The sequence below is a fragment of the Vibrio sp. SCSIO 43133 genome, assembly GCF_023716845.1.
GTDB lineage: Bacteria > Pseudomonadota > Gammaproteobacteria > Enterobacterales > Vibrionaceae > Vibrio > Vibrio mediterranei.
In genome coordinates, this window is record NZ_CP068024.1 from 1,380,134 (window position 1) to 1,393,703 (window position 13,570).

General features: G+C 43.5%; 12 protein-coding genes. 8 read left to right on the top strand and 4 right to left on the bottom strand.

From position 1 onward, the window contains the following. Positions 1-41: 41 nt before the first annotated feature. The gene (gene ugpB, locus JKJ11_RS06640; protein ID WP_006072241.1) at positions 42-1,349 is read right to left on the bottom strand and encodes a sn-glycerol-3-phosphate ABC transporter substrate-binding protein UgpB; all 1,308 of its coding nucleotides are present in this window, start codon (positions 1,347-1,349) and stop codon (positions 42-44) included. A gap of 241 nt (positions 1,350-1,590) precedes the next feature. Here ugpB and JKJ11_RS06645 point away from each other — a divergent pair, with 241 nt between their 5' ends. Both JKJ11_RS06645 and JKJ11_RS06650 read left to right on the top strand, forming a co-directional pair. After that, on the top strand, positions 1,591-2,325 hold the full coding sequence (locus JKJ11_RS06645) for a glycerophosphoryl diester phosphodiesterase (protein ID WP_062461069.1): 735 nt from the start codon (positions 1,591-1,593) through the stop codon (positions 2,323-2,325). Between the two features lie 63 nt (positions 2,326-2,388). Further along, positions 2,389-3,153, top strand: a complete 765-nt coding sequence (locus JKJ11_RS06650; RefSeq protein ID WP_252038936.1) for a DeoR/GlpR family DNA-binding transcription regulator — start codon at positions 2,389-2,391, stop codon at positions 3,151-3,153. On the opposite strand, the gene JKJ11_RS06655 is transcribed toward JKJ11_RS06650, so the two are convergent. Continuing rightward, positions 3,150-4,292 (bottom strand): HD-GYP domain-containing protein, encoded by a 1,143-nt coding sequence (locus JKJ11_RS06655; RefSeq protein WP_252038937.1) that lies wholly within the window; start codon positions 4,290-4,292, stop codon positions 3,150-3,152. The two genes, JKJ11_RS06650 and JKJ11_RS06655, sit on opposite strands and share 4 nt — an antisense overlap. A 231-nt stretch (positions 4,293-4,523) precedes the next feature. On the opposite strand from JKJ11_RS06655, the gene JKJ11_RS06660 reads away from it, so the two are divergent. From JKJ11_RS06660 to nqrM, 4 genes are all read left to right on the top strand, one after another. Further along, entirely contained in the window at positions 4,524-5,615 is a 1,092-nt protein-coding gene (locus tag JKJ11_RS06660) for a PfkB family carbohydrate kinase (RefSeq protein ID WP_088877095.1), read from the top strand. Further along, the gene (locus tag JKJ11_RS06665) at positions 5,609-6,526 is read left to right on the top strand and encodes a pseudouridine-5'-phosphate glycosidase (RefSeq protein ID WP_006072250.1); all 918 of its coding nucleotides are present in this window, start codon (positions 5,609-5,611) and stop codon (positions 6,524-6,526) included. The genes JKJ11_RS06660 and JKJ11_RS06665 overlap by 7 nt, the downstream gene beginning before the upstream one ends. Before the next feature lie 186 nt (positions 6,527-6,712). Further along, the gene (locus JKJ11_RS06670) at positions 6,713-7,153 is read left to right on the top strand and encodes a NifB/NifX family molybdenum-iron cluster-binding protein (RefSeq protein WP_006072252.1); all 441 of its coding nucleotides are present in this window, start codon (positions 6,713-6,715) and stop codon (positions 7,151-7,153) included. Positions 7,154-7,165: 12 nt separating this feature from the next. Continuing rightward, complete coding sequence (gene nqrM / locus JKJ11_RS06675) at positions 7,166-7,366, top strand: (Na+)-NQR maturation NqrM (RefSeq protein ID WP_252038938.1); 201 nt, start codon at positions 7,166-7,168, stop codon at positions 7,364-7,366. Positions 7,367-7,380: 14 nt separating this feature from the next. Here nqrM and JKJ11_RS06680 read toward each other — a convergent pair whose 3' ends face one another. Together JKJ11_RS06680 and JKJ11_RS06685 are read right to left on the bottom strand one after the other, a co-directional pair. Continuing rightward, positions 7,381-7,653: a DUF134 domain-containing protein gene (locus JKJ11_RS06680; protein WP_006072255.1), complete on the bottom strand. Its 273-nt coding sequence runs from the start codon at positions 7,651-7,653 to the stop codon at positions 7,381-7,383. Positions 7,654-7,656: 3 nt separating this feature from the next. Then, complete coding sequence (locus JKJ11_RS06685; protein ID WP_198557680.1) at positions 7,657-8,676, bottom strand: AbrB family transcriptional regulator; 1,020 nt, start codon at positions 8,674-8,676, stop codon at positions 7,657-7,659. Between the two features lie 150 nt (positions 8,677-8,826). Between JKJ11_RS06685 and JKJ11_RS06690 the strand changes: the two genes are divergently transcribed. Both JKJ11_RS06690 and JKJ11_RS06695 read left to right on the top strand, forming a co-directional pair. Beyond that, positions 8,827-9,864 carry an HD-GYP domain-containing protein gene (locus JKJ11_RS06690; RefSeq protein WP_031494127.1) on the top strand — a complete coding sequence of 346 codons (1,038 nt, stop codon included), beginning with the start codon at positions 8,827-8,829 and terminating at the stop codon, positions 9,862-9,864. A 37-nt stretch (positions 9,865-9,901) separates the two neighbouring features. Beyond that, entirely contained in the window at positions 9,902-13,510 is a 3,609-nt protein-coding gene (locus tag JKJ11_RS06695) for an ATP-binding protein (protein WP_252038939.1), read from the top strand. The last annotated feature ends 60 nt before the right edge of the window (positions 13,511-13,570 follow it).

Consider the following 13,570-nt stretch of genomic DNA (forward strand, 5'->3'; position numbering starts at 1 on the left):
TCATTCTCAATTAGAAAATGACGGCGAAAAGACAAAGACAATTATTTTTGTGTGCGTTCAAAGCGGCGCAACTGCTCGTCACCACGACGAACGGCATTGTTAAGTGCAGACTTAGCGGACGCTTTACCTGCCCACACGGCTTCTAACTCTTCATTAATGATGTCGCGGGTTTGTAGGAAGTTACCAAAGCGAATGCCTTTTGAGTTCGCTGTTGGTGTTGTTGATGTCATTTGCAATACCGCAGTATCCGTTCCTGGATTCGCTTGGTAGAAGCCTTGTTGTTTAGTCAGCTCGTAGGCTTGTTTGGTGATAGGTAGGTAGCCAGTGAACTGGTGCCAATCTGCTTGAACTTCAGGGCTCGACAAATACGTGAAGAACTTAGCTACACCTTTGTATTCTTCTGACGTATGGCCTCTAAGTACCCAAAGTGATGCACCGCCAATGATGGTATTTTGTGGCTTTGCAATTAGGTCATCATCGTACGGAAGCTGCGCAACGCCTACATCAATGCCCTTCATGTTCTCTTTAATCCCCGCTAGACCAGCAGAAGAGCCCATAGTCATCGCACACTCTTGTGTGTAAAAAAGAGGCATGCCATCTGATTGACGGCCGCCATATTTGAAGATGCCTTCTTTTGACCAATCGCCCATTTGTTGGATGTGTTTTACATAAGGCGCGTCATTGAATTTAAACTCAGTATCAAAACCACCGAAGCCATTATTCTCAGTCGCCACAGGGATGTTGTTACGTGCACCGAAGTTCTCTATTTGAGTCCAAGATTGCCATGTGGTTGTGAAGCCACATTTCGCACCTGACGCTAACAACTTACGCGAGACTGCTTCCATTTCCTTCCAGGTTTTTGGTGCTTCTTTGATACCCGCTTTTTTAAACATGTCTTTGTTGTAGTACATCACAGGTGTTGAGCTGTTAAATGGCATAGACAGCATCTGTCCATCGTTCGTAGTGTAGTAGCCCGTTACCGCGGCAAGGTAATTATCTGCGTTAAATGGTTCTTTAGTATCAGCCATTAGCTCATAAACAGGGTAGATAGCTTGCTTAGCACCCATCATGGTTGCGGTACCTACTTCGAATACCTGTACGATTGCTGGTTGTTCTTTTGCTCTGAAAGCAGCGATGGCACTGGTCATGGTTTCTGCATAGCTGCCTTTGTACACTGGCTTAATCTCGTATTCGGATTGGCTAGCGTTAAAGTCAGCGGCAATTTCATTGACCTTTTGACCTAAAGCGCCACCCATGGCGTGCCACCATTCAACCTCGGTTTTCGCGTGCGCTTGAGCACTGATAACTGCCATTGTTGCCGCAATTGCCGTGAGGTGCTTAATAGACATATCTTTTCCCTTATGATTTTAAGTATCTGTTCAACAAGACAAGAGCAAATGTTCGCTTGTGTTGTTTTATCTGCTCCATTTGTTCAAGTGAAAGTTAAGCGAAGAAAATGACGCTTAGGTGACAGTTAAATGAACTTATTTGAAAGGTTTTGTTTTCATCAAAGATGGTTTTAACTGCAATACGCTTGTCATAAAGGGCTGGGATGCTGCATGTGAAAATAAATGAACATATGAGGTAAACATGAAAACAACAGCGCATCGCGGTGTATCGAGTCTGGCACCAGAAAACACATTAGTAGCATTTCAACTTGCTGCTCAACAGGGTGTCGAGTGGATTGAAATTGATGTTCAATTGAGTGCTGACAAAGTGCCTGTGGTTATTCATGACCAAACGGTAAACCGCTGTACTGACGGCAGTGGCAAGGTAGCTGATCTGTCACTGAAAAAGCTGCAAGAGTTGGACGCTGGGTTATGGTTCGGAGAACAATATAGAAATGAACGTATTCCTTCCTTGTCAGAGACATTGTGTTTTGTACAGCAACATAACATTAGCTTAAATATCGAGTTAAAGGTCTACTCAGGTGATGATATTGAATTGCTATGTCAACAGATAGCTGCAGTCGTAGCGGAGGTTGGCGTTTCCTATGAGCAATTGTTGTTTTCTAGCTTTAATACCCAAGCACTTATGGAAATGAAAGCTAAAATACCTAGTATTCGCCGTGGACAGTTGTGGCAATCAATCCCAGAGAATGCTTTAAGTGTATTAAATGAACTAGAGGCGTTTAGTGTGCATTGTGATTATCGTTTTTTGACGGAAAAGCTCGCCAAACATGTAAAAACTGCCGGATACCAATTGTATTGTTACACCCCTAATTTCCCTGAATTGGTGGAAGCGCACTGGAAATGGGGGGTTGATATGATGATCACTGACGAACCTCATTCTTATTTGATGCAAGCTGAAACGGTTTTCTCGTAGTGGTAGCTAACACTCAGTTGTTAAAATCGAATAACACATATTGAAAAAGTAGAACCAAAAACAATGCATAATTTAAGCCTGCGGCAGCAAAACGTTATCGAACTTATTCAGCATCAGGAATATTGCACAATTGAAGAGCTTTCGGCTCACTTTAATGTCACGACACAAACCATTCGGCGTGATATCAACGAACTTTGTGCGTTAGGTCTGGCAAGACGTCATCACGGTGGCGTCAGTTTACCCACAACATTAACGAACCGAAGCTTTGCCTCTCGCAGCGCAACGAATTTGAGTGAAAAACAGATTATTGCAAAACAAGTGGCTGAGTTAATACCGGACGGCTGTACTTTGTTTCTTGGCATTGGCACCACCATAGCCGCCATCGCGGAAAAGTTAGGTAATCAGAAAGAGCTAAGAGTTGTGACCAATAACTTCCAGGCTGCTCATATATTGTCTCAGTACGACCATATAGAGACTTGGATACCAGGCGGTCGACTGAGAACCAACGATGGTGATGTTGTGGGTGACAGTATCGGTCATTTCTTTGGCCAATTTTCCGCGGATATCGGGATAGTGAGTTGTGCGTCGGTGAGTCTCGCATCCAGTGTCTCATTGAGCGCCGACATTTCACCACTAGAGTTAAAACAAGAAGAGTACGCCATGGAACATCAGCTTCGTGAAGCGTCTGTCAGCCAAGCGATTATTGCCGGCTCGCAGCAAAAATGGCTAGTGGCTAACAGTACTAAATGGCAACGGAAGGCCGGAGCCCGCGTTGCGCCACTTAGCTATTTTGACCGTATATTCGGTTCGGCTTCAGGAGTAAGTTAAGCCACTTGACCTGATGTCAAAGGCTCTGGCGGAAATCGCTCATAGATAGCTCTAAACTTATCGATGTTATCCATTAACATTTGCACAATGATAGGGTCAAACAAGCTTCCTGCTTCTTGGCGAATATAGTTTTGAGTATCGTCCATTGTCCAAGCGTGCTTATAACTACGCTTGCTTAATAAGGCGTCAAACACGTCTGCGATAGTGATGATGCGAGCTTCGAGTGGAATGTCATTCCCCATAATTTTGCAAGGATAACCATTGCCATCGAATCGTTCGTGGTGGCAGTAAATAATATTCTTAAGAAATGCGACCTCCGCGCTGGAGGCGGTCATGACATCAATGTTGTTCAATACTTCATCAATAATATCGACACCATAATCGACGTGTTTATCCATGATGGCTTTTTCTTCAGGGGTGTAACGATGAGGGCTAAACAAAATATGGTCAGGAATACGGTATTTGCCGATATCATGAAAAGGGGAATAGAGCTCAATCCATTGAATAAAACGGTGATCGACAGGTAACTTTACTGCTAATAATTCGGCCAGCAGCTTGCTGTAAAGGCTCATACGCTGCAGATGGTCCGCAGTTTCGGGGTCGCGTTTATGACTAATGCGAAGTGCCAATTGCAACGCCTGCAAAAACATTTGATGTTTGTACCTATCATGACAAAGTAAGCTTGTGATCACCTCTTTTACAAACAATAAGTCCGCATGCAGCTCGCCGTCGCTAAAATAGTCGGCTTTAGTAGCATTAAAGAAGAGCACCGCCCCATGGCGCTCATCTATTTTTAATCCCATCGTGAAGCTACTTCGGTGTCCTAGTTTCCTTAGCCGCTCATTTCTCGTGTTTGGGCTAAGCTCGTTGAGGTCTGCAACTACGCGAATTTCTTGATTATCTATGATTTTTGTCAGTGGTTGGCAATGCTCTGCATGGATAGAAATGACATCGAAGTAATCGCTGTTGTCTTGATGGTCAATGACATGGAAGTTTTCGAGATGGTCGTGACTGGTAACGGACACACACAATCTCGACAGAAAAGGGTGTTTTTTTCTGAGGCTTTTGAAGAGCTCATCAATGCCGTTTCGACAACTTAACGCTCGGTTGGTGCTGGCAATACAATCAATATAATCCATACGTTTCTTATCATTAGTTTTTATATGGTTATTGTAATATTAGCCACTACTAGGAGACTTCTTCAAGTGACGGATTTCACGATTGAAAGTGTAAAGGAGTGAATATGCGCCTAGTGGCAATGATCTGTGATCACGTTATCAAGTTGAATCTTTGAGCGTGGAAAACGTTTGCTTCGAGTAATTTGACAAATTATTATCCAAACAAAAGTTTGAACAACCGGACAAGTGTTTATGACTGAGCGTGAGCAGCAGATTTTAGAGTTAATCAAACAAGACCCAATGATAGCCCAGCATACTCTTGCGGATATGTTGGATTTAAGTCGAAGTGCCGTTGCAGGCCACATAATGAACCTGACTAAAAAAGGCTTCATTGAGGGCAAAGGTTATGTCATTGCTCCAGAACGATTCAGCGCTGTCATAGGCGGTGCCAATATGGATCTTTGTGGCCGTTCAAGTTCTGATTTGGTGATGGGGGATTCTAACCCTGGTGTACTAACTTCAGGAGCTGGAGGTGTTGCACGTAACATTGCTGATAACTTGTCTCGACTAGGCAGTAAGGTGCAGTTTATTGGTGCAATCGGTGATGATCTTTGGGGCGAGCAACTGTTAGATTCTTGCCGAAACGCAGGCGTTGGTGTTGACCATTGTTTAACCGTTCCAGGTAAAGCGACCAGCACTTATTTGTCGATTCACGACCAGAGCGGTGAGCTTCAGCTTGCACTAAACGATATGGCGTTAATTGATGAGCTTAATGTTGAGCAACTTTCTAAACGCGCTGCAGTATTTAATCGCTCATCGGCCATTGTGCTCGACGCAAACTTAAGTGAGTCGGCACTGGATTATTTATTCCACGCACATGCGGATAAAGCAATTTTCGTTGATCCTGTGTCATCAGTTAAAGCAGGAAAAATAAAGCCTTATTTGGAATATGTGCACACCTTAAAACCAAACCTTTCTGAAGCCGAACTTTTGGCGGATTGTAAGATTGAGCATCCGGATCAGTTGCCAGACGTTGCTAACAAATTGCACGCATTGGGTGTTAAGCGTCTGCTAATTAGCCTTGGTAAAGAGGGCGCCTATTCGAGTGTTGAGGGTCAAGGTGAGTTTATTCCGGCTTCGAAAACACTAGTAAACAATGTCACCGGAGCGGGTGATGCGCTGATGGCGGGTCTTGCTCATGGTTATCTACAAAACTGGGATTGGCAGCAGAGCGTGGAGTTTGCACTTGGTGCAGCCCGATTAGCACTCCAATCCAGTTCAACAATTAATTCAATTATGTCTGAAAAGGCAGTCTCTCGTTTAATAGAGGAATCAACATGTTAGAGAAGTATCTAGATATTCAACCTGAAGTTGCGCAAGCATTGGCTGAAAACAAACCTGTCGTGGCACTGGAATCAACGATCATTTCTCACGGTATGCCTTATCCACGCAATGTAGAGACCGCGCTTTTAGTTGAAGAAACAATCCGTGAATCAGGCGCTATTCCAGCGACTATTGCTATCATAAAAGGCCGCCTAAAAGTTGGTTTAGATAAAGAACAGATCGAATATTTAGGTAAAGCCGGTACTAGCGTGACCAAAGTCAGCCGCCGTGACATTCCTTTTATGGTGGCAGGCGAAAAAGACGGTGCGACAACAGTAGCAGCGACAATGATTTTGGCAGAAATGGCAGGGATTCGTGTATTTGCTACAGGTGGCATCGGTGGTGTTCATCGTGGTGCTCAAGAAACATTTGATATCTCTGCTGACCTTCAAGAGCTTGCAAATACAGATGTTGCTGTAGTGTGTGCAGGCGCGAAGTCAATTCTAGACTTAGCACTTACTCGTGAATACTTGGAAACGCAAGGTGTACCTGTTATTGGTTATCAAACCGATAGTCTACCAGCGTTCTATACCCGTGAAAGTGAGCATGGCATCGACTACCGCCTAGACTCAGCACAAGAGATCGCAATTGCGCTGAAAGCGAAGTGGGAGATGCAACTTGCTGGTGGTGCAGTGATTGCCAACCCAATTCCTGTAGAATACGCGATGCCAGTGGAAACTATCAACTCTGCGATCGAGCAAGCGTTGGCAGAAGCAGATGAGCAAGGTATCGCTGGTAAAGAATCGACACCATTCTTGTTAGCTCGAGTTTGTGAACTAACAGGTGGGAACAGCCTTGATTCAAACATTCAGTTGGTCTTAAACAATGCTCGTCTTGGTGCCGCTATTGCTAAGTCGTATTGTGAAGCTTAATAGTTTCTAGCTTCGTCTCTATATTCAAGCCCCGCCCTAGTTAGGCTCATTTGCTAGGGTGGGGCTTTTTGATCTTGGGAAAACGCTGTTTCTCATTTTACAGATGTTAATATTGCAAATTTAGTTATTGGCATATGCTAATTATAGGAGTAATTTAAGTACCATTGTTCAAATGGAGGAACTCTTATGATCGTTGCTATCCCATTCAATAATGATTCTATATCGTCTCATTTCGCCAAAGCACCTCAAATTTTGTTGGTTGATACTTCGAAAAATAGTCAGCATAGGTTGACCTTACCTGACGCTTCTCAAGGTGGCTGCGGGAACAAAAAACACTGGCTCGACATCATCAAACAATATGACGTCGAGACCGTCGTGGTTCGAAATATAGGCAAAAAAATGCTTGGAGCTTTGTTCAATTCGGGCGTCAATGTCAGGTCTGCACCTGTCAGAACACATATTGACGATATCGACTTTGATACCCTAAATAAGGTGGAATCACTTGATTATGGCCGGGTGAATAAGCCAAAACACAATACTTGCTGTTCTGGCCACGAACCGAAACGAAATAAACTCGCGCCTAGTACGGTCCATCATATTAGAATGAATCTCAAATCGATTAAGTGACGGGGTAACATTATGGAAGTACTGTTCGCTATTATTGCGTTTTTGGCGGCAATTGCGTTAATGGCTATTGGTGTGATGTTTAAGCGAAAAGCCATTCAAGGTAGTTGTGGTGGACTTGCGAGTGCTGGCATCGATGGCGAATGTGACTGCAAAGATAAGTGTCCGACAACTCATAAAACCTTGTATCAAATACAAGAGCCTAGAAAGCACTAATCTTTAACGGGTTCTTATTCAATAACGAGTGCTTGACCGTTAATTAGGCAAGTCGCGACTTTCAAACGGGCAGACTTTACTATGTTGGCAAAAGTCTGCCTCGATACTTGCATCTCTTTCGCTGCATCAATCTGGTTCATACCATTGAGATCTGCCAGTCTTAATGCCTCTAATTCATCGGGTAACAATGCCATCTTATCGAGCTCAGAAAGTGGTACACCATTAGGTTTGAAACATTCAAAGGGAGCACGGCCGCAGATACGACGCTGTTTTTTAGGCCTAGCCATTGTTTACATCCTACTTAGTCTTTGCAGTGGCGATTTTAATACCACAGGCATCATATACAACATCATTAATCGCATCACATGATTTATCGCAACAAATGCGGGTTCCAAACCCAATAATAGAGCTACTGCGGTCATCGCTTCAACGCTGCCAGGTACCCAAGCAAGCAATAACACTTCCCAATCTGTGCTGGTCAAGTAACTAAATATCAGGGCGTAGACTAAGGTTACGGTGACGCCCAGCGCAGTTACAATAAATCCAGCTCTAGAATATTCAACGGCGTCTTTTAATGATGTAGGAGCCAAACGGGTGCCAATTAGCACGCCTAGAATTGCTGTTGCAAACATAATAAATAGCTCAGGTACTACCAAATGAAGTGACGAAAATTGAGCGTTAAACATCGCAGCAACAATCAGACTGGTTAACAGGTAAGGGGCTGGGATACCGATCTTTCCAACGATCTTACCAAACACAAAACTCAGCACAGTAAGCAGAATAAGATAAGGGATTTGTGCTAATGAAACCGTTTGGCTGAGCTGAGACGTTCCTTCCCCGGTTGTTGCAACAATTCCCGCCAAGACAACTAGCAGAAGTAAGCGGATTGAATGCGAAAAGATGATTTTGGGAGATGGTTTTTCTTGTTCTTCACTGATTACCAGAATTGCTGCCATTGCTCCGGGAATAGCGCCAAGTAAGGATTCAAAAGGCGTCCATTTTTCTTGCTTATAGAGCCAGAAAAAATTCACGGTGGTTTGTGACAACATGCATAGAATCAAGCCCATAAATAAAGGCAGTGAAAAAGAGTCAATAAGTTCACTTGTATGCACAGTGATACCAATACTCAGGCCAAGAATAATCTGAATCGTAGTGAGGATCGCACTGGGTAATCTTACGTCTGTTTTGGTTAAGCGCAGATACATTACAACAAAGAGAGCCGCGGAAAATAGCTCACCGAGCGGTATCGGTAACACACCGCCAAGAAGTGACCCGATAAGTCCTACCAAGATGGTTCTTAATACTTCCATGTACAACATACCAGATAAATGAATTCACACGATTGTACGCGATTTCAGGAATTCAAGACATCTATTTACAGAATTTGATGCTACTCAGATTTGCAATATATCCAAACTAAACAATACTTTATTGATAATAATAACAGTGGTTGGACTGAGATGAGTAAGGTAGAGCAAAGTACAGAGCCGTTTACGGTGTTGGTCGTCGATGACACACCAGAAAACCTAGATGTACTGAACGGGATTCTAACAGATTCCTATAAAGTAAAGGTTGCGATTAGCGGCAGAATCGCCCTGAAAATTGCGCAAAAAGTCCCTAGGCCAGACATTGTTTTGCTTGATGTAATGATGCCAGAAATGGATGGCTATCAAGTGTGCGAGCAGCTCAAAGCAAATCCTTTAACCAGTGATATTCCTGTGATATTTGTGACGGCAAAAGGTGAAGTTTCTGATGAAACAAAAGGGTTTGAGCTTGGTGCTGTGGATTACATTATCAAACCCGTTAGTCCTCCTATCGTGAGAGCACGTGTTGCAACACATTTATCACTTCATCATCAAAAACGACAGCTTGAGAAGCTAGTTCAGAAACGCACCCAAGTCATCAAAGATACTCAAAGAGAAATTATTAGCTGTTTGGGAAGAGCGGCGGAATTTAAAGATAACGAAACCGGAATGCACGTTGTACGAATGAGTCATTACAGCCGAATGTTAGCGACGCACATTGGCGCTGATCCTAAATGGGTCGAGTTATTGTTTGAAGCGGCGCCTATGCACGATATTGGCAAAATTGGTATTGCTGATGATGTGTTGTTGAAGCCTGAAAAACTAGACGAACATGAATGGAAAGAGATGCAGCGGCATGTGGAATATGGTGTCGCAATTCTGGGTCCATACCGGTCACCATTGTTGGATTTAGCGAAAGAGATAGCTCAATGTCATCATGAAAAATGGGATGGTAGCGGTTATCCGTCAGGACTTTCTGGAGAGGATATTCCTCTTAGCGCCAGAATCGTTGCTATAGCTGACGTGTTTGATGCGTTAACTAGCGAGCGCCCTTACAAACAAGCATGGAAGACTGAGGATGCCTTCGAATACCTGCGCAAAGAATCAGGTTCTCATTTTCAGCCAGACTTAGTTGCGGCTTTTGTTGGTATGGAGCCTGAGATAGAACAAATCAAACGTGCATTTGCTGATTAATTTCGCTAGTCACTATTACAGGATGTAACCAACAAACATGAATTCTGAAAGCGTTAAACATTCCATCGTAACTTCAAACAAAATTGCAGCTGGCTTTCTCGTTGTGTTGGTACTGCTCCTCAGTGTCGGCTTAGCAGCGTGGTTCAGCCTAGACAAGCTGTTTCGTTCTGTCGATCGGTATGAAGGTGCGGGGCAGCTGCTTCTTACATTAGATAGAGCAAGACTGCATGAGCTTTCCTTTACCCGAGACTTATCGGAGAGAGAGTCGGAAGTCGCGCTTTCTCATATGACAGAAGCACTGAAACTGTCCGAAACGTTTCATTTAGAAAGGCATGAAGATAGTTCAGGGACCAAAGAACTAGTCAGTCAAATTACTCAATATCGAGCAGATTTTCAAAGATACGTGGCGTTGTCTTGGGAGTCAGTCGAAAAAAGAGAACAGATGGTTGAGGCGGCTCAACGAGCGAGTTCTATCGCCGATGCTCTTCATAGCTTACAGATAAAATATATTGAGAAAGATAAACGCTTGGTGGATAGCTTGCGCCAATCAATGAGTGATATTTCCCGTAACTCAACGGCCTCTTTCCAGCTCTCCGTTGCTGTTGAGTCAGCACGCAACCATGCAAAGGATTTTCTGGTATCAGGAAATTTAAAGGAATATCACCTTAGCAAAGGAGAATTGAAGAAAATATCGCGCTATTTGGATTTTTTGGAAGATCGAATCAAAGACACTCGTAGTCGGGAGTTATTGGTTGAGTTGGAGCAACTAGAGCGCGCTTATTATGAGAATTTGACTGTGTTTCGAAGTGATAAGGTTAAGAAAGGAATTCGACTAGATGACCCCGCTTTGGCAGATTTAAGTCGTGTTGCGTTCGACCTAGCACAATCTGCGTTGGACCTACGGAATAACGAGACCTTGGTGTTTGAGCGAGCTCAGTCAAAAGTAGCGGCCATTCAAAATTTGATGGCTCGACGACTGGACCTATCGAAGAGTGTGACTGAATTAATACAAGAATTAGACAGTGCTAGGCAAACCGATAGAGATTTTTCGCTGGCCTTGTCTTCCGAAGCAAAAACCATTCATGCTCAAAATGTGGTGATGGTTTTAGAAAGGGGACTGCAAACCACCTCCATACTGCGTGGTTCATTAATAGAGTTAGATGAAAAAGTGCTGTTTGAGGAACTTGAACCGGCAATTAAAAATTACCTTGAGCGATTTGGAGAATTGCGAATAGTGTCGAGTCATATAGGTACTATCGCACAGCAGATGGTGGATTCCGCTATTGATATCGACGGTGCCATTCTGGATATAAGAAATCGCCGATTTAATGAGATGTCTGAAGCTAGGGGCCTTGCCAATATGACAACCTATGGCGGCATTTTGTTTGCTTTGGCCATTCTTCTTCTTGCTTATCTGATTCGAAAATCACAGCGTGAGCTTCATATCGTCACCGAAGAGTTGGAAGAAAGTAATATCCAAACTCAAAATGCAAGCCAGGCAAAATCCGACTTCTTGGCCAATATGAGTCATGAGATTCGCACACCGATGAATGCCATTATTGGTATGAGTCACCTTGCTTTAGAGACCAAACTTGATAACAAGCAGCGTCATTACATCAGCAAGGTTAATAGCTCCGCTCAAGCCTTGTTAGGTATCATTAATGATATTCTTGATTTCTCGAAGATCGAAGCAGGAAAAGTGGAAATTGAATCAATTAATTTCTCTTTAGACAGTGTGTTGGAGGAGGTGATTAGCCTGATTGATGACAGTGCTAAACAGAAAAAGCTATCACTTATTATTGATGTCGCTTCGGATGTGCCCGACCAACTCATCGGCGACCCATTGCGAATTAAACAAGTGTTAACGAACTTGACTTCCAATGCTGTGAAATTTACTGAGACAGGTGAAGTACGCGTTAAGGTATCAACTGCGATGATGAGGGAGCGAGAGTGCAAAATTAATTTCGCGGTTAAAGATACGGGCATTGGAATGACTCGCGAGCAGATAGACTCACTGTTCCAGTCATTTTCTCAAGCAGACTCATCCACGACTCGCAAATATGGTGGGACGGGGTTGGGTCTTTCCATTACCAAAAATCTAGTTGAGCTGATGGGAGGTAAAGTCAGTGTTGAGAGTCGGTTAGGCGAAGGTGCTCGCTTTAGCTTTTCACTGGTGCTAGGTGTTTCAGAGAGTAACGCAACGGTGTTTTATCCAGCTCAGTTGCAGAGTCAGAAATTAGCACTGATAGATAGCTCGAAAGAATCAGAACAAGTGGTGCTAAGTCAGCTGGAAAGAATCCAATGCAAGGTGGACAGCTATCGCGACTTAGATCAACTTGAGTCAGCGCTTAATCAGGGGAAAACTATTCCCAATGTTGTTCTTTATGGATGGCGAAATGAAGTGTCCGATAACATAGAAACGATCTTGTCCATGCGAGAACGTGCGCCCCAAGTCTTAACCGCAAAGCTGATCATTCTGTGCTCTGATTCTCGACAAGATATCATTGAAGCGTTAGAAGAGACTGATATTCAAGTCGCCAGTGTTTTGGAAAAGCCGTTTACTGCTTCTACATTGCACGATGCTTTGATTGCAGCTGCATTGAATGAGTCGCCACGTGTAGGGCATTATCGAAGCCATAGCGAAGAACTAAAGCGAGCACTAGCATCATTACAAGGCGCTAAAGTTCTATTGGTAGAAGATAATACGATCAATCAGGAGGTAGCAAGAGAGTTACTGCAATCGAAAGGACTTTCCGTTGATGTGGTGGAAAACGGACAAGAGGCCGTGACCTCCTTGCAATCGGACATCTATGATGGAGTACTGATGGACTGTCAAATGCCCATCATGGACGGTTATGAAGCCACGAGGAATATTCGAAAAGAACTTGGTCTAGTTGAGCTTCCTGTAATAGCTATGACAGCTAGTGTGATGATCGATGATAAAGAAAAGGCGTTGGCCTGTGGAATGAATGATGTGATTGGTAAGCCGATTATTCTTGAAGAAATGTTCCAAGTGATGGCCAAATGGATTCAGCCAAGCAAACAGTCTTCAGTTGATCATCTCGACATTGAAAGACTGGCTGGATCTGAAATAGGCCTGCGCTTAGCTGGTGGTAATGAGGCACTGCATCAAAAACTCATTCAACGATTTATCGAACAATACTCCGGAATGAGAATAGGTACTTCAGAAGAACAGACCAGCGAAGCTACAATGTTTGAGGTTCATACTTTAAAAGGCGCTGCTGGCAACTTGGGGTTGGCTGATATTGCTGAAATTTGTGACCAAATAGAAAGACAGCTAAAGCAAGGAGGTTCGGTTGAACAAGAAGTTACAATGCTCAACACTCAACTTGAACGTACAGTTGAGAGCTTAATCCAAAACACTTTATCAATAAGTGTCCCTGAACCCCAAGAGTTCGAGATTCCATTTAGCGAACCGCAACTGCAGCGAATTAATGAGTTGATTGCTCTGTCAGAGGACTTTGATATGCAAGTATCAGAGTTATTGAGCGATGTTGATTATTTGTCTCAAGCCGGACTCGTGGAGGACGTAATTAATGATTTAAAAGTGGCGCTAGGACATTATGACTTTGAGAAGATGAGCGCTATCCTTCAAGCATACAAAGCGTCATTAGGTGGAAAATAAAAGGATAAGCTATTAAAGGGCTGCTCGACCTTTCTTAGTCGGGAATCTGCTATACTCGGC